The sequence below is a fragment of the Paenibacillus ehimensis NBRC 15659 genome, assembly GCF_004000785.1.
Classification (GTDB): domain Bacteria; phylum Bacillota; class Bacilli; order Paenibacillales; family NBRC-103111; genus Paenibacillus_G; species Paenibacillus_G ehimensis.
On sequence record NZ_BILX01000024.1, the window covers coordinates 58,943 to 81,371 of the forward strand.

General features: G+C 54.6%; 21 protein-coding genes and 1 pseudogene. 15 read left to right on the top strand and 7 right to left on the bottom strand.

Features of this window, described 5'->3' with window-relative positions; genetic code table 11:
• Window positions 1–11: 11 nt before the first annotated feature.
• From PEH01S_RS15815 to PEH01S_RS15825, 3 genes are all read left to right on the top strand, one after another.
• Complete coding sequence (locus PEH01S_RS15815; protein WP_127486582.1) at window positions 12–1,802, top strand: tetratricopeptide repeat protein; 1,791 nt, start codon at window positions 12–14, stop codon at window positions 1,800–1,802.
• 123 nt (window positions 1,803–1,925) lie between these two features.
• Window positions 1,926–2,444: an RNA polymerase sigma factor gene (locus PEH01S_RS15820; protein WP_127486584.1), complete on the top strand. Its 519-nt coding sequence runs from the start codon at window positions 1,926–1,928 to the stop codon at window positions 2,442–2,444.
• Window positions 2,437–4,092, top strand: a complete 1,656-nt coding sequence (locus PEH01S_RS15825; protein ID WP_127486586.1) for a DUF4179 domain-containing protein — start codon at window positions 2,437–2,439, stop codon at window positions 4,090–4,092. Before PEH01S_RS15820 ends, PEH01S_RS15825 begins: the two co-directional genes overlap by 8 nt.
• A gap of 28 nt (window positions 4,093–4,120) precedes the next feature.
• Here the strand turns inward: PEH01S_RS15825 and PEH01S_RS15830 are convergent, their stop codons facing one another.
• A complete protein-coding gene (locus PEH01S_RS15830) occupies window positions 4,121–4,693 on the bottom strand; it encodes a GNAT family N-acetyltransferase (protein WP_025852381.1) in 573 nt (190 codons plus the stop codon).
• A 31-nt stretch (window positions 4,694–4,724) separates the two neighbouring features.
• Window positions 4,725–5,348, bottom strand: a complete 624-nt coding sequence (locus PEH01S_RS15835) for a TetR family transcriptional regulator (protein ID WP_127486588.1) — start codon at window positions 5,346–5,348, stop codon at window positions 4,725–4,727.
• A gap of 191 nt (window positions 5,349–5,539) precedes the next feature.
• On the opposite strand from PEH01S_RS15835, the gene PEH01S_RS15840 reads away from it, so the two are divergent.
• Genes PEH01S_RS15840 through PEH01S_RS15850 form a run of 3 tightly spaced genes read left to right on the top strand, consistent with a single transcriptional unit; the run spans window position 5,540 to window position 7,393 of the window.
• Window positions 5,540–5,992: a VOC family protein gene (locus tag PEH01S_RS15840; RefSeq protein ID WP_025852385.1), complete on the top strand. Its 453-nt coding sequence runs from the start codon at window positions 5,540–5,542 to the stop codon at window positions 5,990–5,992.
• The gene (locus PEH01S_RS15845) at window positions 5,989–6,771 is read left to right on the top strand and encodes a DNA alkylation repair protein (protein WP_025852386.1); all 783 of its coding nucleotides are present in this window, start codon (window positions 5,989–5,991) and stop codon (window positions 6,769–6,771) included. The genes PEH01S_RS15840 and PEH01S_RS15845 overlap by 4 nt, the downstream gene beginning before the upstream one ends.
• Window positions 6,772–6,808: 37 nt before the next feature.
• Window positions 6,809–7,393: a TetR/AcrR family transcriptional regulator gene (locus PEH01S_RS15850; protein ID WP_127486590.1), complete on the top strand. Its 585-nt coding sequence runs from the start codon at window positions 6,809–6,811 to the stop codon at window positions 7,391–7,393.
• A gap of 55 nt (window positions 7,394–7,448) precedes the next feature.
• Here the strand turns inward: PEH01S_RS15850 and PEH01S_RS15855 are convergent.
• The 3 genes and pseudogenes from PEH01S_RS15855 to PEH01S_RS15865 form a co-directional block, all read right to left on the bottom strand.
• A pseudogene (locus tag PEH01S_RS15855) lies at window positions 7,449–8,458 on the bottom strand (iron-hydroxamate ABC transporter substrate-binding protein).
• A gap of 178 nt (window positions 8,459–8,636) precedes the next feature.
• On the bottom strand, window positions 8,637–9,092 hold the full coding sequence (locus PEH01S_RS15860; protein ID WP_025852389.1) for an S-ribosylhomocysteine lyase: 456 nt from the start codon (window positions 9,090–9,092) through the stop codon (window positions 8,637–8,639).
• A 190-nt stretch (window positions 9,093–9,282) separates the two neighbouring features.
• The gene (locus PEH01S_RS15865) at window positions 9,283–9,831 is read right to left on the bottom strand and encodes an SMI1/KNR4 family protein (protein ID WP_127486592.1); all 549 of its coding nucleotides are present in this window, start codon (window positions 9,829–9,831) and stop codon (window positions 9,283–9,285) included.
• Between the two features lie 233 nt (window positions 9,832–10,064).
• On the opposite strand from PEH01S_RS15865, the gene PEH01S_RS15870 reads away from it, so the two are divergent.
• Entirely contained in the window at window positions 10,065–10,319 is a 255-nt protein-coding gene (locus tag PEH01S_RS15870) for a helix-turn-helix transcriptional regulator (protein ID WP_127486628.1), read from the top strand.
• Here PEH01S_RS15870 and PEH01S_RS15875 read toward each other — a convergent pair.
• Window positions 10,303–10,716: a VOC family protein gene (locus PEH01S_RS15875; RefSeq protein ID WP_127486594.1), complete on the bottom strand. Its 414-nt coding sequence runs from the start codon at window positions 10,714–10,716 to the stop codon at window positions 10,303–10,305. The genes PEH01S_RS15870 and PEH01S_RS15875 overlap by 17 nt on opposite strands.
• 184 nt (window positions 10,717–10,900) lie before the next feature.
• On the opposite strand from PEH01S_RS15875, the gene PEH01S_RS15880 reads away from it, so the two are divergent.
• The 3 genes from PEH01S_RS15880 (at window position 10,901) to PEH01S_RS35440 (ending at window position 15,276) form a co-directional block, all read left to right on the top strand.
• On the top strand, window positions 10,901–11,884 hold the full coding sequence (locus PEH01S_RS15880) for a zinc-dependent alcohol dehydrogenase family protein (RefSeq protein ID WP_127486596.1): 984 nt from the start codon (window positions 10,901–10,903) through the stop codon (window positions 11,882–11,884).
• A 115-nt stretch (window positions 11,885–11,999) separates the two neighbouring features.
• Window positions 12,000–14,054 (top strand): molybdopterin-containing oxidoreductase family protein, encoded by a 2,055-nt coding sequence (locus PEH01S_RS15885; protein WP_127486599.1) that lies wholly within the window; start codon window positions 12,000–12,002, stop codon window positions 14,052–14,054.
• Between the two features lie 208 nt (window positions 14,055–14,262).
• Window positions 14,263–15,276, top strand: coding sequence for a helix-turn-helix domain-containing protein (locus PEH01S_RS35440; RefSeq protein ID WP_127486601.1), 1,014 nt, complete (start codon window positions 14,263–14,265; stop codon window positions 15,274–15,276).
• A gap of 66 nt (window positions 15,277–15,342) precedes the next feature.
• On the opposite strand, the gene PEH01S_RS15895 is transcribed toward PEH01S_RS35440, so the two are convergent.
• A complete protein-coding gene (locus PEH01S_RS15895; RefSeq protein WP_127486603.1) occupies window positions 15,343–15,636 on the bottom strand; it encodes an RNA polymerase alpha subunit C-terminal domain-containing protein in 294 nt (97 codons plus the stop codon).
• Window positions 15,637–15,832: 196 nt separating this feature from the next.
• Here PEH01S_RS15895 and PEH01S_RS15900 point away from each other — a divergent pair, with 196 nt between their 5' ends.
• From PEH01S_RS15900 to PEH01S_RS15920, 5 genes are read left to right on the top strand one after another with little or no spacing between them, the layout of a single operon-like run.
• Window positions 15,833–16,462: an MptD family putative ECF transporter S component gene (locus PEH01S_RS15900; protein ID WP_127486605.1), complete on the top strand. Its 630-nt coding sequence runs from the start codon at window positions 15,833–15,835 to the stop codon at window positions 16,460–16,462.
• Window positions 16,463–16,479: 17 nt separating this feature from the next.
• Window positions 16,480–17,163, top strand: a complete 684-nt coding sequence (locus PEH01S_RS15905) for an energy-coupling factor transporter transmembrane component T (protein WP_127486607.1) — start codon at window positions 16,480–16,482, stop codon at window positions 17,161–17,163.
• Between the two features lie 11 nt (window positions 17,164–17,174).
• A complete protein-coding gene (locus PEH01S_RS15910) occupies window positions 17,175–18,614 on the top strand; it encodes an ABC transporter ATP-binding protein (RefSeq protein WP_127486609.1) in 1,440 nt (479 codons plus the stop codon).
• Window positions 18,607–20,421 (top strand): ABC transporter ATP-binding protein, encoded by a 1,815-nt coding sequence (locus PEH01S_RS15915; protein ID WP_127486612.1) that lies wholly within the window; start codon window positions 18,607–18,609, stop codon window positions 20,419–20,421. The genes PEH01S_RS15910 and PEH01S_RS15915 overlap by 8 nt, the downstream gene beginning before the upstream one ends.
• A complete protein-coding gene (locus PEH01S_RS15920) occupies window positions 20,421–22,157 on the top strand; it encodes an ABC transporter ATP-binding protein (RefSeq protein ID WP_164827875.1) in 1,737 nt (578 codons plus the stop codon). The genes PEH01S_RS15915 and PEH01S_RS15920 overlap by 1 nt, the downstream gene beginning before the upstream one ends.
• Window positions 22,158–22,429: the final 272 nt, after the last annotated feature.

Sequence of the window (22,429 nt, forward strand, 5' to 3'; positions counted from 1 at the left end):
GAGTGACAGAATTGGAACACGTACATACCGAAGAAGAACATCGTTTTCCTTCGCCTGAGCAGGATTTCGAAATTTATAAGGCGGCCCGCAGTGAAGGGGATTTTCAGCACGCTTTATACCATCTGGCCTGTGCCTTGTCGACCGATCCGTCCAATACCGAATGGCTCGGTTCCCTTAACGAGTGGATGAATTCGGGGGAGGATCTGCTTCCTTATGTGCCGGTCGAGGAGAACAATTATTTCGCCGTCATGGCGGTAAGGGCGTATATTTATGCCCGGGTGAACAACTTTAACGAAGCTTTCGGGCTCTTGGGACAGGTGATCAAAGTAAAGCCCGAGGTCCCTTATCTGGTGTGGGTTTGCGAATGGGAGCCGCAAATTGCAAACGTGGATGAAATCGATGAAAATACGATGCTTGTATTCTTCGGCGGAGTGATGAGATCCGTTGATCTGCTCGAAGGAAACGAACGGCGCAAGGTGCTGGCCGCTTTGGTGTCCGTGCTTCGAAAGATGTGCGAGACCCGTCCTAAAGCTTATATGCTGTTCTGGCTGCTCTCCTCGATGTACCGGAGACAAGAGGATGTTCTGGCCGCATTTGCGGCAGCCAAAACGGCCTACAAGCTGAACAAATGTTGGAACACGGCCATTGGCATGGCGTTATGCTTCAAAGCCCAAGGCAACATCCGCAAGGCGGCCGGCTTTTATAAGAAAGCGGGCAGGCTCGACCCCGGCAATGAAGCGGGCTACCTGGATCTGGGAGACATGTATCTGGAAAACGATTTGTACAAAAAAGCGCTGAAAGCTTACATTAAGGCCGCAGAGATCCGGCCCGGTCACGAATGGGCGATCCCGTCGATCCTTTATTGCGAGTATATGCTCAAAAAAGACGCCGAGCGATTGGGAAAAATCGAAGCTTACTATAAAGCGAACGCTTCGAACGGCAGAGCGAGACAGCTGCTGAAACCGTTATTGCCGGGCTCCGAACTTCCTTTTGTCGATTATATCCCGGAGCCGCAGGAAGCGACCATTAACGTGCTGCGCCAAGTGGCGGAGCAAAACCCGGATCTGGAAAGCGGCGGGTCGATCAGCCTGACGATTAACCATCTGGAGGCGCCGAGCGCGATCCGTGCGATGGAGCTCTATTTGAACAAATTCGGCAGAAGCGCTAACCCGCCCAAGCTGAATTTGACCATCGACAACGTCCCGGAGCCGGATCCAAGGCAGGCGATCGCCGAGAACGGCGCGATGTTATGGAGCTATGACGGGGTAAACGCACAGCCGGCCATGCCCAAACCGTCGGGTCAAGCGGCAGACGCCGTACGCCGATTGGCGGTTACACCGTACCAGATCGAGGATTGGTACCGCATCGCCGGCGAAATTGCCCAAAGTCTCACCACCGCGCATCTGCCGGACTTATTCGCCGTCTTGACTCATCCGCCGGAACCGCCTGAACAGATATCAAGCTGGCGCTGGCTCCAGCGCATTCAGTACGCGGCGGTATTCCTTATGGCGCGGCTTAGCCCGACCAAGCCTTCCGAGCCGTTGCTGTCCCTATGCTACGGTCAGTCGGACTGGCCGGTCAATGCGGCGGTGACCGTATTGGCTTATCAAGCGCAAGGCGATCCTGAGCTGGAACAAGCGGTATCCGCAGTGTTTCTCCAGCTCGTGGAGCGGATTCCGAATGAAGGCTATTGCTTCTTTAGTTATGCGCTGCTTTGCAGCTGGCTGCGGCTTCCGTCCATTGATGATAAGCTAAGAGAACAGTTAGAGCAATGGAAAAGCGATCTGGAGCAGCGGGAATAGGCTGATTGCCCATGTATGACCGATTCGGGAGGATCGGTCTTTTTCGTTTGAACTGTATAACGACGAACCGAAATCCCCGGTTATTTGTCATATTGTCGTAACGCGATAGGGGGTGAGCAAGAGTTGACCGACCGGGAATTATTCGATACTTACCGCAGGGACGTGTACTATTTGTGCCACTATATGCTGCACAATGCCGCCGATGCGGAGGACATCTGCCAGGAGGTATTCCTGAAGGCGTTCTGGACGGATCGGCAAGGCGTCGAACGGATCAAGCCATGGCTGCTGCGGATCGCCGTGAATATGTGCAAAAACCATCTGGACCGCAGGAAGCGGGGCGTGTTGAAGGAGCTGAAGCATTTCCTGCTGGAGCACAGGCGAGATTCGGAAGCGGCGGACGCAGCGCTGGAGCGGAAGGAAACCGAGCTGGAGACCGAGCGGCGGCTCCGGGCATTGCCGGTCAAGAATCGGACGGTAATGACATTGCGGTATATTCACGAGCTGAGCTTGCAGGAAATTGCAGAGACGCTGAATATCCCGCCGGGCACGGTAAAATCGAGATTGAACCGAGGGCTGCGGCAGATGAGAAAAGAGCTGGGAAAGAGCAATCCAGATTTGAAAGGAGCGGAATGTCTTGAATAAGCTGACGGAAGAGCAATTGCTGGAGCTGGCACGCAAGGAGCGTCCCAAGCTGCCGGATTTTGAAGCGATGTGGGAAAGAATTCAAACGGAACAGGCTTATACAAATCTGCACAACGCTTCGGCAGCGCCAAGAAGCAGAAGTTTGGCCCGCAGCCGGAAACGTCTTATCCCTTTGGCTATTGCGGTATCCTCGGTCATTGTGGCTGCTCCGGTGGTTGCGGGCGTATCGATGGGCTGGCCGGTGCTGTTTGACCGATTGGGCTTTACGACGGCAATGGAATCCGGCTTGGGCAATCCGCTGGACATCACGGTAACGTCGGCGGGCGCGTCGTTGGCACTCCATGGCGTTGTCACGGACGACCGGCGGACGGATGTTATGTTTACCTTAGACGTTCCTTCGCTGCCGGACTATCACATCGTTGATTTCGAGTACAAAACGATAACGAATTCCCGAGGCGAGACGCTGCCGCTGAACGTCCTCGCCCGCAAAGCCGACTCGCCGAACCGGATGGTCGGCCTGCTGGAAACGCAAAATGGACTGGGAAACAAAAAGGATCGGCTTAAGCTGTCGCTGCAAAATATGGTCTTTTACAAATATAAAGATACGGAGCTTGACGCCAGCCCGATGTCGCTAAAGGATAACGACCGTGTGGACAGCCGGACCCGTTTCGGAACGCTGCAGATCGTTTCGGCTGCGAGGGAAAACGATGTGCTGACGGTGCGCTATGAAGTTCCGATCGGCGGGCCGGAGGATGGAAAGCTGAATCCGGGGCTGTTCCTTAAAGTGGGAGAAAAAAGGGTGGATTCGAGCTATTCCGCTACATTGCCCACGGAGAAAGCGGGGATTTTGCTCCAGCTAAACACATTCCGTCTGTCGGATTCCGAGCTGAAGAGCGCCAAGCTGTACTTCACCTATTTGGACACGGTACAAACAATTACAGGCACGTGGAATACGTCATTTGAAGCCGATGGTGTGAAGGCGAGCCAAGCGAAATTCCGCAAACCGCTTGATCCGGCGACGGTTGCCAACGATTCGGATATGGATTTGAAGGAGCTTGTCGTAACGCCGCTGGAAGTTCGTCTGATGTATGACGATAAGCGCAAGACCAAGTCGCCGGATCTGGAATCTGTATATTACGATACCAATCAGCTTGTGCTTGACGGCAAAACGATTGACGGCGGAAGCTGGCACACGGAAAAAAGCGGCTGGTATCTTAGCTTCCCACTGCGGGAGTGGTCCCAGGATTGGTCCCAGGCGCCGATGAAGCTGCTGCTGTCCGATGCCCGCGTCACGAAACGCTCTAAGGCGTGGCATCCGCTGGACACTCCGTCCGAAACGAAGCAGACGATCGACACGAAGCTGGACCAGTTTCCGGTCACGTTTACGTATTACAAGGAGGGCGAGGATCTGATCGTCGAATCGTACTCGACCGACCCGGACTTTATCGTCGTCTCGCAAACGTCCGTGAAGCAGGACGGAGAGGTCGTTTATCCTCCGATCACACCATCGCCCCCGGGCGGCAACGGCACGAGCAAGAAAGTGGAGCGGTACCCCGGGCTGCTGTCCAAGCCGGGTAAGCTGGAGCTGAATCCGGGCTTCTATCACTTCAAGGACGGCAGCCGGAAGGCGGAGTTGACTATTAATTAAGTGAAATGCGGGGAACGGCCCCGCCAGATCAAGCTTTCGTAACGGCTGCTCCGATATCACCGGAGCGGCCGTTGACGTATTCATGTTGAAGGATGCCCATATGAATGATGTCGTGCCATGCCCCTTCTCTAAACAAGCTTTGCCGGGAAATTCCCTCCCGCCGGAAGCCAAGCTTTTCATAGAGCTTGATCGCTCTATCGTTGAAGGAAAATACTCTTAACGAGACCCGGTGCAGGTTCAGCTCCAGGAATGCATAGTTCAGGAGCAGCTTTAAGGCCTCGGTTCCGTAGCCTTTCCCCCAATAAGCTTTGTTGCCGATATCGATGATACATTCGGCATTCCGGTTTTTGGAATCGATATGGATTAACGAAGTAATCCCGAACGGCGTTTCCGAGGTTTTATCGACCAGAATGTAGCTTTTGGAGGAGGGGGAGCCCAGGATGACTTGATGAACAAATTGCCGCGTTTCTTCCAACTCGTAAAGATCGAGCCAAGGACTGGTGGAACGCATAACCTCCAGATCGTTTCTCCACGCATGATACAGCTCCGCATCGTCCGCCGTCGCTTTTCTAAAGACGATTCTGTCGGATTCGAACAACATAGCAAGCACTCCTTTAGGATAGGATGGGTAGTTAAACCTGGTCAATCGGGCAGAGCATTTCTTTCAACGAGAAAAGGAAGACGGTCAACTGCTCCTCCACAAGGGTGGTTTCCGCTCCGAATTGGAACGTGTCCAGCATCAGTCCGTCCATAAACGAAATGAAATACAAGGCGACCGCCTCCGGCGACAGGCGGGGCCGGAATTCTCCCCGCTCCGTTCCTTTGACAACGACCGACTGGATGGCCTCCTTGATCCGCAAGTAACGTTCCGCGATATACGGGAAGCTTTCTTTATTCCGCCTGTATCCGGGGGATAGAAAAAACTCCGCCTTAGCCAGCAGCAGCGTCTGCCCGGCCGTCTTCAGGCTGTGCCGCTGACGGCTGACCCAGTCGGTTAGCTGGGGCCAGAGCGGCGAGCAATCGGTCAATTCGAAGAAGAGGATATCCTGCCGGTCGTCGAACTGCAGCACTTCGATAAACGCGTGCTCGATATTGTCGAAGTAGGAATATAGCGCGCCTCTGGATACTCCGGCCTCGTTCATGACCGATTGCATTGTCGCCTGCGTATAGCCCTCCCGGATAAACACGCGCCTTGCCGCTTGCAGCAGCTCGTGCTTTTTGTCCTTCTTGTACTGTTCGCTTACTTTGGGAGACAACGGGATCAGCTCCTTCTGCAATAAAAAAAGACATAAGTGTCGTTTTGATCGCAAGGCTATTATAAACGACATAAGTGTCGTTTTCAAGTTATTATTGGGCGAAGATGGAAATGGCTTATTTACATACATGCTGTATGTATGTTAAGATGCAACTAGCATAACTATCTTAATTCCAAAAGGAGATCACGGCGATGAAAACAAACAGCTTCTACCCGGTTATTTTGACGGAGCAGGTTGCGGCGAGCGCGGCTTTTTACAAATCGATTTTCGGTTTTGAAACGGTATACGAAGCGGATTGGTACGTGAGCTTGCGGATGTCTCAGGGCGGCGCTTCCCACGAATTGGCGATCTTGGACGCTGCGCATCATACGATACCCGAGGCCTACCGCAGACCGGTGCAGGGCTTGATTCTTAATTTTGAAGTGGACGATGTCGATGCGGAATACCGGAGGCTCATTGTCGGGGAGAAGCTGCCCTTGAAGCTTGAGCTGCGGGACGAAGAGTTCGGACAGCGGCACTTCATCACCTGCGATCCTAACGGCGTCTTAATTGACGTGATCAAAATAATTCCTCCTTCGGAGGCGGAGAGCGCGCAATATGCCGAGAACGTGTGGGCGGATGGCGAAGATGGAGGAAAAGCATGAGCGAAACCGCAGCCTTGAAGCATTACTTCGGGGCCGGGCTGGCCCAGCGGCTGTCAGGTCTGATCCAGCCCTATGCTCCGGGCTTTCCCGCGCAAGCTTTTGCCGGTTCTGTGGCCGCGCAGGTAGGACCGCTAGAACTGAAAGGCAGAGTCGCGGTCATAGCCGATGAGCTGCGGAAAGCGTTGCCTCCGGATTATCCGGAGGCTCTGCGCACTCTGTTAAACATTCTCGGACCGGAAAATGAAACCGAGGAAGGCATGTTCAAGAACGGTTATTTTTTAATGCCGGTTGCCTATTTCGTGGAAAAATACGGCCTGTCGCATGTCGGACTTTCCATGCAGGCGCTCTACGAGATCACCAAACGGCATACGTCGGAGTACGCGATACGCCCTTATTTGGAGCACCATTTGGAGGATTGCTTGCGCCTGTTGAACGACTGGACGCATGATCCCAGCCTTCATGTACGCCGCCTCGTCAGCGAGGGAACCCGTCCGCGTCTTCCTTGGGCCAAACGAATCGGAGTCCTCCGGGGAGACCCCGCGTGCAACCTGGCTCTGCTGGAGCCGCTGATGGACGATCCTTCCTTATACGTCAGGAAATCGGTCGCCAATCATTTGAACGATTTGACGAAAGATCACCGGGAGATTACGATAAACTGGATTCGGGATCGTTTGGACGATGGCGGGAAGCGCGTCGTTTGGATCGCCCGTCACGGATTGCGGTCGCTGGCGAAATCCGGAGACCGGGAAGTATTGGACCTGCTAAAAAGCTTCGACTAACCGGGCAGCCGAACAGGAAGGAGGGGAGCGGTGTCCCGTGAAAAAAAATAAAGAAGAAACCGACGAAACGATTCGCAAGCTGATCGCCATTGCCAGAAGGCACTTTACCGAAAAAGGGTATGCGGATTCCGCCCTGGAAGAGATCGTAAGCGAGGCGATGCTGACGCGGGGGGCGCTTTACCACCATTTTGGAAATAAGAAGGGATTGTTTCACGTCGTTCTGGAAGCGGTGCAGAAGGAGGTCGCGGAGCAGGTTGAGGCGGAGGCGTCCCAAAGCGACGATGTGTGGGAGCAGCTGCTGTTCGGGTGCCGCGCCTTCGTCAAGGCTGCGGTAGAACCCCGGAGCCGGCGGATTCTGCTGATCGATGGCCCTGCCGTGTTAGGCTGGGACGTCTGGCGCAAAATGGATCAGCAGCATTCGATGCGGCTGCTGCGCGGGCAGCTTCAAATTATGAAAGAGCAAGGGTGCTTCCGGCCCGCATCCATCGAGGCGATGACGCATTTTCTGTCGGGCGCACTGAACGAATCGGCGCTCTGGATTGCACAGATGCCGGATCAGCAGCAAGCACTGGAGGAGACGATGACGGTCATCGCCTTATTGGTGGAAGGGCTCAAACGATAAGCAAATAGACCGTTCCGGCCAAGGAAACGGTCTATTTTGCGATGAATAGGCTGCATCAATTCTTGTTCGCCTTGTTCTCTTCCGCTCTCGCAAGCAGCATGTCTACAACGAGGTCGATCTGCCCCATAACGGCAATCGGATCGTAGCGATAAAACGTATCGAAGTCGTTCATGAACAGCGTATTGTTCTTAACCGCGTTCAGACCTTGCCACACCGACGAAGCCTGCAGCTGTCTCAAGGCTTCACCCTTTTTCTCGGGGTCGTAGGTCGTCAGAAACATGTAGTCGGCCGCATAGTCGGGCAGCACTTCCATCGACAGCTGCACGGAACCGGTGTTGCCTTTCACCTCCGAACGGACCAAGTCCGGCATCTTCAGCCCCAGCGCGTTATACACCGTTTGACCGCCCCGTCCGGCGTTGTCCCCGAATACCCATAAGGTGCCTTTATCCGTCAGCTCGTAAAGCCCGAAGGTGGCGTTCGGATCGATGACCCCTTTCAATTTCTCGCGGCCTTGCGCCGCCTTGTGATCGAATGCCGCGATAAATTGCTCCGCCTTTTGCGGTTCGCCGGCAATATCGCCGAACAGCCTTATCGCTTCGTAAATGTTGGACGTCGTGCCGTAAGGGATATGCAGAGTGGGGGCGATTTTGGACAGCTCTTCATAGTTTTTGTCGTACATCACGACGATTAGGTCGGGGGCAAGCTCCAGCGTTTTCTCCACATTCACCGGCGTGCCTACGTCGACGACTCCCGTGAGCCGCTTCTTCAGAAACGGATTGTCGAAGGTCGTCGGTTCGACGCCGACCACGTTAGCGCCGACGGACAGCAGTTCGCCGCCGTAATAATCCGTGACGATCCGCTTAGGTTGTACCGGGATCTCGATATTGCTTTGACCGTGGCGAAGCTGCGGGTTGCGGCGGGCTTTTCCTTTGACGGCTCCTTGCCGGTTTGCTTAGCCGGGGCGGGATCGCCCGCGGTCGTTGCCGCACCGCCACAAGCGGAGAGCAGCGTAACGAGAAGCAAAAAAATCAGGCCGGCGGCCCAGAGCGGTTTGTTCTTAACCATCATTTCCCTCCGTAAAATCATAAGTGAAAATGAGAATCATTATCGGTAAAGATCATATCAAAAATGATTCCGCATCGTCAACAGAAATTGGAGGAGAGAACCGCACTGCTGTACCCGCTTCGGTCTCAAGTCATCGTCATGCCGCCTGCAAAATCAAGCATACACCAGTATCCTCTCGTTAAGCACGGAACGGATCGTCGCTTATCCCGGCCTGAAGTACGCTTTTGGCATATTCCTGCGCGCTGAATAACGAATGATCTTTATAATTGCCGCATTCCAAGGCTGAGACGGCAGGCACCGCTTCCGTTGCCACGACTTTCTTCAGCACGTTCGTCAACGCGGCGGCAACGTCCGCAGGTTCATGCTCATCCCATAGAATCATATAAAATCCGGTTCGGCAGCCCATCGGAGAGACGTCGATGACGCCCGTCAATTCGTCGCGCAAATAGGTGGCAAGCAAATGCTCCAGCGTATGTACGGCGGACGTAGGCAGAGCCTCTTGATTCGGCTGCAGGAAACGGAGGTCATATTTTTGAATGGTGCTTCCTTTTTCGTTTTTCTCCGTGCCGGCCAGGCGGACATACGGCGCTTTGACGATCGTATGATCCAATTCGAAGCTTTCGACTTTAGCCATGGGGAATTCTTCCTTTCGCATGCGCTTTTTATTCAAAGTATCACAATCGGAATAATAAGTAAATAGGCGAAGGAAGGTTGTGCCAAATAGAAGCAGCGCATAGGGCATTCCGACCGCGGCTTTCGATCGTTGTGCAGCCCGAGACCTTGGACTCAAGGTAGGACGGACCGCAGCTTTTCCGGTACGGAACTCAATCTAGCTCCTCATCCATCGACGTCGTTCCCCTGCACAGCTCCGGGAACGAGCAGGCGACTTGCTTGCAGTCCTCGTAGCCCAGATTGCCGGAATGCGCCGCCAAGATCGGATACTCGTCCTCGTTCATGTCTTCTCTCATATCCAAAATATAATGATTCCCGCAGCCGTCCATACCGATGGATACGGAGCCGGCCATGTATTCGGGGAATTCGTACGCCAAGTTGTAGTCTCTCAATTCGGTCGTACCGAAAAATTGAAAATAGCGGTCCCCGGTTTGAAATTCCCCGCCGTTTGAATAGCGCAAAAAGTCCAAGTAGCTGTCAGGCAGCTTCTTCTGCGGCAGATCCCACAACGACGGGTCAAAGGGCTTGTATTGCGCATGAAGCGGATGATTCGCAGGAAAAGGATTGGTCTGCCGCTCCGCAATCCCGGCGATTTCTTGCGGCGACAGCTTCTCGTTCCACGTTTTTACTAAGCGGTCAAGCTCCTCTTCAGTCGCTCCTTCCCGCTTAAGATATGGCTTCTCAAACACGGTGTTCCACATTGTCGAATTCCCCCAATAGTACGCTCGATTTATGTCAGCCTATTATATAGTACAGCGAAGCAGGGCATCAACAAACTGGTCGGTGGGCTTGAGCGGCACGAGGGGATATCCGCTTATGCGGGTCACTCGGCTGCGTGCTCGGCTTGGCGCCGATTTTGCTCCTGGCCGGACTCGCTGTCGTCCGGGAATTTATGTTATTATGATTTCGCGGAGCGGCGACGCTCCGACAGGAGATCCACACGGGAGCGTCGAACAAGGAGATTGGCGGGCGGCTGTGCACTTCGCTGGCGACCGTCAAAACGTACATCATCAACAGTTACCCGAAGCCGGGGGTGTCCGGACGGGTCGAGGCGTGGAGAAAGCGCGGCAGCCGGGGCTTCATTAGCGGAAAAGGTCAAAGACTCATACCGGCGCATGCCGGATATGAGTCTTTATTTGTAAGCCGTGATGCGGCTATGCGGGCGAACCGCCCTATTCTTCGTAGTTGAACTGCCACGGGATACCGAACTTGTCGGTTAATTGGCCGTAGCATTTGCTCCAGAACGTTTCTTGCAGGTCCATGCCGACATTGCCGCCTTCTTTGAGCTTATTGAAGTATGTTTTAATTTCATCGATGTTTTTGCTGACCACGGAAAGGCTGATGTTATTTCCGGCTGTAAAAGGCGTCCCGGGGAAAGTATCGGAAAACATCACGATGCTTCCGTTAATGGTAAGGCGGGCATGCATGACCAAATGCTTGGCTTCCTCCGGCAGCGGGTATTCCGGATTCGGCGGCGCATCGCCGAAGGCCATGATTTGCGGCTTTTCCGTTCCGAAAGCCTCCGCGTAAAATTCGACGGCTTCACGGCAATTTCCATTAAACGTAAGGTACAAATTAACAGCCATTAGTTTCGCTCCTTCGTTCGAATAGGATGATCTGCAAGCATGGGCTATTTTCCTGCACTTCATTTAGCCTTACCTCTTCCAGTATACCTCGAACCGGGGGCGTTTTAAACCACATCATTCCTGTCGTAAACAGCATATTTTTTGAAAGTAAAAATGAAATTTAAAGGAACAGGAGCGCGAAGACATGAAGGCCACTGCCGTTCGTTATTATCGTTTCGGTGAACCTGGCGAGGTATTGCGAATCGAGAAGAAGCCGCCGCTTTTGCCGGGACCGGGGGAAATCTCCGTCAAAATGAGGGCACGGCCCATTAATCCGTCGGACGTAATCCCGATTCGGGGCGCGTATCCCCACCGGATTACTTTGCCTGCGGTCCCCGGTTACGAGGGGATAGGGGTTGTGGAAGCCGTAGGGCCGGGAGTCTCCGAGCAAATGCTGGGAAGGCGCGTATTGCCTCTGCAAGGCGACGGAACGTGGCAGGACTATGTGACATCCCCTGCTAAATTTGCCGTTCCCGTACCGGAAGACATCGACGATGACACGGCTTGCCAGCTTTACATTAACCCGGTTACCGCCTGGTTGATATGCCGCGAGGCACTCCGGCTCACACATGGGGATGTGTTGGTTGTGAATGCGGCGGGTTCCGCCGTTGGGAGAATTTTTGCCCAATTATCGCAAGTGTTCGGATACAGAATGATTGCTCTGACGCGCAGCGACCGGCATACCTCCGAGCTGCGGCTTCTTGGGGCGGCCTATGTGTTTAACACGGAGGAAGACTCCGTCCAAGATCGAATTTTGGAAGCGACGGCAGGCCAAGGCGCCACGGCGGCGATCGATAGTATCGGAGGACCGGAAGGCGAAAGGCTGGTGCGCTGCGTGAATAAGGCCGGAACAATCCTAAGCGTCGGGTTGCTATCAGGTATTCCGGCCGTGTGGCATGAAGCGGTCCGGGGGACGCAGGTTCGCGTTAAGCCATTTTATCTCCGGCAATGGGTGCGGAATTCGTCGCAGGAGGAATGGGCGGCGGCTTTTCAGCATGTGGTGCGGCTCGTCCGGGAGAACAAGCTGGCTATGATGAAGATCGGAGCCAAATTTGAATTGACGGAAGCCATAAGCGCGATCCATGCCGCGGAGTCGGGCATCCACGGGAAGGTTCTATTGTTGAGCTGATCGACCGGCTGCACCGGATGAGGGTGAAACTCCAATGTCTGCCGAGTGCGGCAGGAGGATGAACGAGGAATGGAGAAGAAGTATGTAAGAAGCTGATTCGCAAGGAGGCAAGGCAATGAACGCGATGGAGGAAAAAGCGAAAGAAGTCGTGCGGGGCGTCTGCTCGTTGGACTGTCCCGACCAGTGCGGCTTGCTGCTGCACAAAGAAGCGGGGCGAATCGTGAAGGTGGAGGGCGATCCTGCGCACCCGATCACGCAGGGCGCCATATGCAACAAGGTGCGCCATATGGCCGAGCGCCTGTATGACCCGGCCCGTCTTCGCTACCCGCTGAAGCGAACGGGGAAGAAGGGAGACGGCGCGTTCGAGCGTATCTCGTGGGAGGAAGCGATCGAGACGATCGTGTCCAAGTGGAAGACGCTGATAGCGACGGAAGGGGCCGAAAGCATCCTGCCGTACAGCTTTTACGGGAATATGGGGAGAATCGGAGCGGAAGGCATGGATCGGCGCTTCTTCCACCGCTTGGGCGCCAGCCGGCTTGAGTACACGATATGCGAAGCCGCGGGAACGGCAGGGTACCATTATACGATGGGCGGCAGCTATGGCACGTCTCCGGAGGATACGGTCCATGCCAAGCTGATTGTGATGTGGGGCATTAATGCGGTAAGCACCAACCTGCATCAAATCGTGCTTGCGGAGAAGGCGCGCAAGAACGGCGCGCGAATTGTGGCGATCGACGTACACCGCAACCGGACGGCCAAATGGGCGGATTGGTTCATTCCGGTTCGCCCGGGAACCGATGCCGCTCTTGCGCTTGGCCTGATGCATATTTTGTTCGAAGAGGGCATGACCGATGAATCGTTCTTACAAACCTATACGGTCGGACACGAAAAGCTCCGTGAGCATGTGAAATCGTATGACCCGGCATTCGTGTCCTCCGTTACGGGCGTACCCGTGGAAGACATTTACGAGCTTGCCCGGCTGTACGGCCGTACGACCCCGTCCTTCATTCGGATCGGCAACGGGATTCAGCACCACGACAACGGAGGGATGTGCGTTCGCACGATCGCCTGTCTTCCGGCGCTGACAGGCCAATGGATGCACCGCGGCGGCGGGGCGATCAAAGGCAACGGCAGCTATCTGGAATTCAATAAAGCCGCCCTCCAGCGTCCGCAATTGCGCAAGCAGCCGGCCCGCTTTATCAATATGAATCTGCTGGGGAATGCGCTGCTGGAGCTTGATCCGCCGATCCGCTCGCTTTACGTGTACAATTCAAATCCGGCGGTCGTCGCTCCGCATGCCGGCAAAGTGCGGCAAGGATTGATGCGCGAAGATTTGTTTACGGTGGTACACGACTTGTTTCTTACGGAGACCGCGCGGTACGCTGATCTGGTGCTCCCGGCGACGTCTTCCTTCGAGAATCATGATATTTACCGTTCCTACTGGCATCATTACGTCCAGCTTCAACTGCCGGCCATTGAGCCTTACGGCGAGAGCAAGTCCAATCCGGAGGTCTTCCGGCTGCTGGCCCAAGGCATGGGCTTCGAAGAAGAAGCTTTGCGCGATTCAAACGAGGACATGATTCGGCAGGCGCTGAACAATCCCGCCAATCCGAACCTGGAAGGCATTACGTATGAGCGGCTTCGGGAGGAGCAGTACGTCAGAGCGAACGTCCGGCCGTTGTTTCCGGGCAAGCTGCCCACGCCGAGCGGAAAGATCGAGCTCTACTCGAAAGCGATGGAGCTGAAGGGCCTTCCGCCGCTGCCTACGTACACGCCGCTGCCGACGGACGAGGACAAGGATTTGCCGTTTCAATTTATTCCGGCGCCCAATCACAATTTCTTAAACTCGACTTTCTCGCATCATGCAAAGCATGTCCGGCTGGAAGGCGAGCCGAAGCTCTACATGCATACGGAAGACGCCGCGAGTCTGGGGATCCAAAGCGGCGAGCGTGTACGGGTCCGGAACTCGCGCGGCTCGTGCGAGCTGACGGCCTCGGTGGGCGACGACGTCCTTCCCGGCACTGTCGTCAGCCAGGGCTTATGGGCGGACGAGGAAGGAAGCAGCCGCCTGGTGAATGCTCTGACCCCGGACCGAGTGGCGGATATGGGCGGCGGGGCCGTCTTTTTCTCAGGAAGGGTGCAGGTGGAGAAGCTGGAGAACGCCGGCTAAGCGGGAGCGGGAAGGTCGTTTGTTTCCTGCGTCAACAACTGCCGTTTAACACAGATATCCCTGGAAGAAGCCACAGCGCTTCATCCGGGGATATTTTTTCACCCTCCCAATAGACAATGATAATCATTATCAATTAAAATGGAGGCGGATGCGTTTGCTATCCGTTGCAGCTTGATCGATTTGTAAAGTGCAGGGGGAGAAACAGAAGATGTCAAAGACCGGATTGGCAAATCATGACGGGATGGAATCCTTCGTGATTGAGAGATCCTCGATTCGCGAAGGATTCCAGCGTATAGAAGAAGCGGGGAAATGCGACTATGTGCTGTCCGAAGGGATCGGCCAAGGCTACGCCAGATTAATCTCTTCCGTGAACAGGGTGCACATCACGGACTTCGAAATGACGTTTCATCGGAAGCTGGAGATCGAGTCCGTGTCGAACGCCGCCTATGTCGATCTGTTCTTTTGTTTGGGCGAGGGTGCTGAATGGGATATAATGGGAAAGACGAATGAGCGGTTTGATTTTGAGACGGACGAAAGCTTCCTGCTCAGCAATGCCAAAGGCAAGGAGCGATGCACGATTGAACCCGGAAAAAAATACCGGTTTATGGGGGTCAAGCTTCACCCAGTGACGTTTCAAACGATTCTGAAAAACATATTTAAAGAAGACGATTATGCCCGGAACGGAGGTCTCCGGGAGATTTTCGGGAAATATCCGATGACTCCGGCGGTCAAGGTCATTCTCCAGCAGATCCGGAACTGCCGGTACGACAAATCGCTGAGAAATGTCTATATGGAAGGGAAGCTTCTTGAGCTTATGGCTACCTATGTAGGGGAGGCCGTCTTGCAGAACGGGATAACGAACGGCTCCGCGAATCTTTCCAGGCAGGATATGACCGGCATCCGCAAGGCGAAGGAAATATTGGATCATAATCTTGCCGCTTCCGTATCCTTGAGCGAGCTGTCGAAGCTGGTGTGCTTGAACGAGTACAAGCTGAAAAAAGGGTTTAAAGAAATGTTCGGACAATCGGTGCATGCGTACGTGATCGATCAACGGTTGGAGAAAGCCCGTCTCCTGTTTGAAGAACAAGGGCTGTCGGTCAGCGATGCCGCCTTTCAGGTCGGCTATGGAAATTTGAGCTTTTTTACGCTATCGTTCCGCAAGAAATTCGGGGTAAATCCGGGAGATTATTTGCGTCATGTCGTTAAGTACAGCATGAACTGAATAGGGAGAACGGAGCTGTCGGCAGATGCCGGCAGTTTTTTTTGTTTTTGGCTGCTAGAACGTTGTTTAGTCTTTGAATGACAACCCGTTTTCTTTCAAAGCCGTCCTAAGTTTAGGCAAAGATGCCGGTCCCATACCGTGAAATTGCAAGATCTCTTTTTCGCTGTACTTGGAGAGCTGCTGCAAAGAAGTGATTCCATGGTGCTCCAATGCTCGTCTCGCCGGTGCCGAGAGAAGGGAAAGAAATCCGGTGTCAGGTTTGCGTTCTTGCTCGCAGATCGGGCAGGTGGGACAATCGCTGCTTTTAACGTATTGGTGTCCATTGCTGCAAGTTCTTAAAGTTTTTTTGGAAGCCGCCATGCTGCATCTCTCCTTCCGAACTTATGATACCTTAATTATAGAACAAATGTTCGTGAAGTTCAAATCTAAAAAATCCGTTTTCTGTTGATTTTGCTCCGAAAAGTGTTAGCCCGTGCCGCAAGGTTTCCTGCATACTTTGCTAAGAGAGAATGATTCTCAATTAGGCTGATCGACAATCGAGAGGAGACTACGAAGTATGCAAGAGTTAAGGGTTCAACAAATAGGTGCGGAGCCGCGTCGGTGGAGTATCAAGGACGTCGTCACCTGCGTGATTTTTAATATCGTGATTATGATCGTCATGACGGCTGTTTCCATGAGCGCCTCGATGTTTTTCACACCGGCGGTTGCCCATCTCGCAGGTCCGGGCATCATGGCTCTGCTGTGCGGTCCTCTATACATGGTGATGGCAGGCAAAATCTCCAAACGCGGGGTGCTGATGGCGACTTCGGTCATTTCCGTCCTGTTGTTTCTGGCGATGGGGCTCATCAATATGCTTTTTTTGCTCGGTTTCGGGATGATCGCCGAGCTTGTCATGGCCGGGCGGAACAGCTACCGCAATTGGAAGCGCAATGCCGCCGGCTACAGCATCTTTTTTGCAGGCTTTGCGCTGTGCGCCGTGATTCCCCTGCTCTTGTTCAAGCAGAAAATGATCGAGATCTATTCGGCGAGCTATTCGCAGGAAGCGATGAATACGATGTTTTATTACTACGAAACCCCCAGCATGGTCGCTGTGATGGTCTCGCTCACCGTGGCGGGCTCGGTGCTTGGCTGCTTTTTTGGCAATAAGTTCCTGAACCGGCATGTCAAAAAAGCGAAGCTGATCTAGCGGCAGGAGGGTCGAACTTGAGCATCAAGGTAAGGCTGGACCCGCGCACGCATTTGCTTATTTTGCTGTTGATGAGCCTATTGACCCTGATTGCGGGCTCTTCCGCTCAAACGATAGCGGTTATGCTGCTCGGTATGCTGTATTTATTGGCTCTCGGACTTCCGAGAAAGGCAGTGCAATACGGGCTCCTGTTTATTGGCTGCAAAGCCGCCATCTTGGCTTTAAGCGGGATCGTGTTCGGGACCTTCGTTATTGTTTTTTATACGGTTAGCCGGATGATCCCTTTGATGATGGTTGCTTCCGCGCTTCTGGCTTGTTCGCCGAGCGCCATCATGTGCGCCTTCGAACGCATGCGCTTGCCGAAAAACCTGATCATTACCATTTGCCTCCTCACCCGATTTTTTCCGGTCATTATGCAGGAGATGGCCGCGATTCGCAGCGGGATGCGCGCCCGGGGCATTTTCAAGCGCTGGTACAGCGTGCTGCAAAAGCCTGCGCTGGCTTACGAATGCTTTTTGATGCCGCTGGTCGTGCGCTGCCTGAAGCTGTCCTCCGAGCTGGCCGCGTCGGCCGTGCTTCGCGGCATCGAGTGTACCGCGAACCGGAGCAGCGTGCATCCGATCGGAATCCGGGCGGCGGACGGTGCCGCGATATTGGTGTTTATAGCGCTGTCCGCCGGAATTTGCGTGATGGTGGAGTAGGAGAGGACAAGATGATTGAACTGACAGCCGCAGGTTTTATATATGAAAGCGCCTTTGAGGACCACGGTGAAACGGAGAGCGTATCCGAGCTTCATCTGACGGTCGGAGCCGGGGAATGCGTCGTGCTCTGCGGCCGCTCCGGCTGCGGGAAAAGCACCGTTCTGCGCATGATCAACGGCCTCGCTCCCCAATTTTATCCGGGGATGCTGGCGGGCACGGTGCAGGTGTCGGGAAAGCCCGTCAATTCTTTTCTTCCGGAAGAAAAGACAAGGCTCGCGGGCTCGGTATTTCAGGACCCGCGCAGCCAGTTTTTTATGTCGCTGGTGCGAGACGAGCTCGCCTTCTCGGGAGAAAATTTGGGGCTCGCGCCTGACGAAATCCGCAGTCGCGTTCAAGCCGCAGCGGATCGTATGAGGATTGCGCATTTGCTGGACCGTCCCTTGGATCAGCTCTCGAGCGGGCAAAAGCAAAAGGTCGCCATCGCAGCGGCCACGATCTTGTCTCCGAAGCTGCTGATTCTGGACGAGCCGAGCGCCAATCTGGATGGGAAAGCGACTTCCGAGCTGGTGCAGACTCTATTGCAGCTGAAGCGGTCGGGAACGGCGCTAATCCTGAGCGAGCACAGGCTGCACGCTTTCCTTGAGGTGGCGGACCGATACGTGTTGATTGAACAAGGAACTATCGCCCGAACATGGAACAAGGACGAATTCGCGGCGCTTCGTTACGAGGACGTGAAGCCGTACGGGCTGCGCCATCCGGATATGGAACTGGCCGGGATCAACCATCCTTCCGCCCACGCTTCTTCACCTCAGGGCTGGGAGGGGAGGGCGTTGACTTTTGCTTATCGCTCGGCGTCTCAGGCCATTCGAGGGATCGATATGACCCTGAAGCCGGGCAGCGTAACCGCATTGACGGGGGACAACGGCGTCGGGAAAACGACGCTGTGCAAAGTGCTCTGCGGACTTCTGCGGCAGCAGGGCGGAGAGGTGTATTACGCCGGGAAGAAACGTTCGGCAGCGGGGAGACGCAGCTTGAGCTATTTGGTGATGCAGGATGCGGATTACCAGCTCTACGCCGACAGCGTGGGCAACGAGCTGGTCTTGGGCAGGCGTCTGGACGATGCGCTCCGCTTGCGGGCCTATGAAGCGATGGATGCGTTCGGCCTGCGAGCGCTTCGGGACCGGCACCCCGCGTCTCTGTCCGGCGGAGAGAAGCAGCGGGTCACCATCGCCGCGGCGTACTGCTCGGACGCGGAGCTGATCGTGCTCGACGAGCCGACGAGCGGGCTCGACGGGGACGGCGTCCTGAATGTGGCCGCATGGGCGAGAAAGCTTGCGCAGGCAGGCAAAACCGTTGTCATCATCACCCATGACCGCATTTTGACGAAGCTGGCCTGCGATCATGTGCTGGAACTGAAAAATGAACCTGAAGGAATGAGCAAGCTTGAGTAATAAACCGAAAAAAGGCATTCCAAGACTGTTGGAGCTGGCAGGCGAAAAAAGGACGCTGCTCGTGTGGTCGGGGATCTCGTCCACCGCAAGCGTATTTTTGATGCTGGTTCCGTACGTCTCGGTCTATTTCGTGATGGCCGAGCTTCTAAAGCACGCTTCGGACATTTCCGCTGTGGACGCCGCATTTATCATACGGTGGGCCGTCTGGGGCGCAGCGGGGATGGCGCTCGGTTATGTCTTAATGTATATCGGCGGGATGTGCTCGCACGTTGCCGCATTTCGCATACTGTACGGCATCCGGGTCAAGCTGTCGGATCATATCGGGGCGCTTCCTCTCGGCTACTTTAATAAACATGCCACGGGGAAAATAAAGAAAGTGATCGAGCACGATGTCGAGAAAATCGAGCTTTTTATCGCGCATCAATTGCCCGATCTCATCAATACCGCCGTCATGATCGCGGCCATCACGGTGACGATGTTTTCGCTCGATATGTGGCTTGCCTTGGCTTGCGTAATCCCGATTCTGATCGGCTTTGCCTGCCAATACTCCATGATGGCGGGTTCAAAAGCGCAAGCGGGGCTGAAGGAATATTTCGACGCGCTGGAAAATATCAATGCTTCTTCGATTCAGTACGTACGGGGCATGCCCTCCATCAAAATTTTCGGACAGACGGTCCGTTCGTTCCGGAAGTTTTATGACGACATGCTTCGGTACCGCGATTTCAGCGTCAAGTATACCGACAGCTTTCAAAATGGCTATGTTTCCTTTAAAGTCATGATGTTGTCGCTGGCCACGTTTGTCCTGCCTGTCGGACTGTTTTTCATCAGCGGCGATCCCGATCATATGGCCTTTGCCGTCACGCTGATGTTTTTTCTCGTGCTTGCGCCGGGCATCTCGACACCGATTTTCAAGCTCGGCAGCTTTGCGTCAACCCTGACCGTCATCGTGGAAGGGGTCAACCGCATGGACCAAATCTTCCAAGAACAGGCTATCGTGGAGCCGGAATCCGGACAAAAGCCTTCCGCGTACGATATCGGGCTCCGCGAGGTGTCCTTTTCATACGGCGGCGAGGGCGGCGCAGAGGTGTTGAAAGGAATTTCGTTTACCGCACCGCAAGGACAAATCACGGCGCTGGTCGGTCCCTCCGGCTCCGGAAAATCGACCATTGCCCAATTAATCCCCCGGTTTTGGGATGTGCAGAAGGGCGGCATTACCATCGGCGGTACGGATATACGGGACATGAGATCGAACGAGCTGATGGAGTGCCTGTCCTTTGTGTTCCAGGATACGTTCCTGTTTTCGGACACGCTCTACAACAATATTTTGGCGGGCAGACCGACGGCGGCAAAAGAAGAAGTCTACGCAGCGGCAAGGGCAGCCCAGTGCCACGAGTTTATCGAGCGTTTGCCCAAGGGCTACGACACGCTGATCGGCGAGGGCGGGGTATACCTGTCGGGCGGCGAAGAACAGCGGGTATCCGTCGCAAGAGCGATATTGAAAAATTCGCCCATCCTTATATTGGATGAAGCTACGGCTTACGCCGATCCGGAAAACGAATATCAAATGCAGATCGCGCTGCGCGAGCTCGTCAAGGGCAAAACGGTGCTGATTATTGCCCATCGTCTGACAACGATCTGCGAAGCGGACCAGATCATTGTGCTGAAGGAAGGACAAATCGACGATAGGGGCACCCACGACGAGCTTATCGCCCGCGGCGGCCTATACCAAAAGATGTGGGACGCCCATACCGCTACCGCCTGCTGGGAAATGGATCTTCGACGGGAAGAGGAGGCGCTGGAGCGATGATGAACACTCTTCGTTATATTACGGCAGGGAATCCCCGGAAAATGCTGAAGCCCATCCTTTGGACGGTGTTCGCCAATCTGGCCAATCTGTTTCCGTTCGGGTGCGTGGCCGCGGCGGTGAGCATGATTTACGCCTACTATTCCGCGGAGCGGCCTGCTTTGGATATCCAGGGCTTGTGGCTTGCTTGGGGAGGGATGGTCCTGTTCCTTGCGGTGCTGTTTATCGGCGAGCTGATGGCCTACCGGTCCACTTACCGCGGGGCGTACGAGTCGTCTGCCGAAGGCAGGGCACAGGTGGCCGAGCATCTGCGCAAGCTCCCGCTCGGCTTCCTCTTAAGCAAAGATTCAGGCGAGCTGGGGCATACGATGATGAACGATTTTACCCAAATGGAACATGCCGCGACGCATAGCCTGCCCCAGCTTGTCAGCGGCGCGATCATCCCCGTTCTGGCCTTTGGGGGGCTGCTCTTTGTGGACTGGCGGCTGGCTGCGGCCATGCTTGCCGGGTTTCCCGTAACGATTTTGATTCTGTGGGGAGTGTCCCGTCTGGAACGCAAGCTCGGCAAGAGCCATTCGCAAGCGAGAATCGATCAGGCCAATCGCTTGCAGGAATACCTGCTCGGTATGAAAATCATCAAGGCTTACAACCTGCGCGGCGAAAACTTCCAAAGATTGGAGCAGGCTTTTTCCCGGTATAGGCGGGAAAGCATCAAGCTGGAAGGGGTGCTCGGTCCCTTTTTCCTGGTTGCCATTGCGTTTATGGAAGCGGGCTTGTCCTTAATGACGATGGCGGGCGTTTACCTCATCTTGGGCGGCGAAATTACGGTGCCTTTGTTTGCCACGTTTTTGCTGGTGGGCACCCGCGTCTTCGATCCGCTGTCGGCTGCGATTATGAGGCTGCCCGCCTTTAAATACGATGTCATGGCGGGGGAGCGCATCGTCAATCTGCTGAAGCAGCCTGTCATGGCGGGGGAGAAGGAGCCGCCGGAGGATCATGATATCCGGCTCGAGAACGTAACCTTCGCTTATGGCGAAAAGACCGTTCTTGATAACGTTTCTATGGACATGAAGAAAGGGACGCTTACGGCCATCGTCGGCCCTTCGGGAAGCGGAAAAAGCACGCTGCTGCGCCTTATTGCACGGTTTTACGACCCGCAGCAAGGGAAGGTGCTCTTCGGCGGCAGCGACGAACGCGAGATGGACCCGGAAAAGCTTATGAAAAAAATGTCCATGGTGTTTCAGGATGTTTACTTGTTCCAGGACACCATCCGCAACAATATCCGCTACGGACGGGAGGACGCCACTCAGGAGGAGATTGAGGCGGCGGCCAAGGAAGCCTGCTGCCACGAGTTCATTATGAAGCTGCCGCAAGGGTATGACACGATCGTCGGCGAGGGCGGGTCCACCTTGTCGGGAGGAGAGAAGCAGCGCATTTCCATTGCGCGCGCGATGCTTAAGAACGCCCCGGTCATTTTGCTGGACGAGGCCACTTCCTCGCTCGACCCGGAAAACGAGAGGGATATGCAGAAGGCAATCAGCCGCCTGATTAAAGGGCGCACGGTGATCCTCATTGCCCACCGGCTGAAAACGGTTGTTAAGGCAGACCGCATCATCGTGCTGGACAAAGGCAGAGTCGTAGAACAGGGGCGGCACGAAGAGCTGCTCGAAAATGGCGGTCTATACGCCAAGCTGTGGGATTTGCAGAACAAAACAAGCGGCTGGAGAATTACGCCATAAGCGGCACGTACCGGAGTCTGCCCCAAGATAGGGGCAGGCTTCTTTAATGTGCAGCGGGATGCCTTTACAAAATCCTTAGAAATATTTAGGCGAAAACCGTTGACATGAGCTGGGAAATCAAATATATTCTGGGGGCTAGGATCTTCGGTCTTTGAAGCTATAGCGTTTTTATTTTGGATGAAAATATAAACGTTTTTATTTTCAAAGTTGGGGATGACTTCGAATGAAAGCGCATAATATCAAGGGAGGAGGACAGAGAACGGCAGTCCATA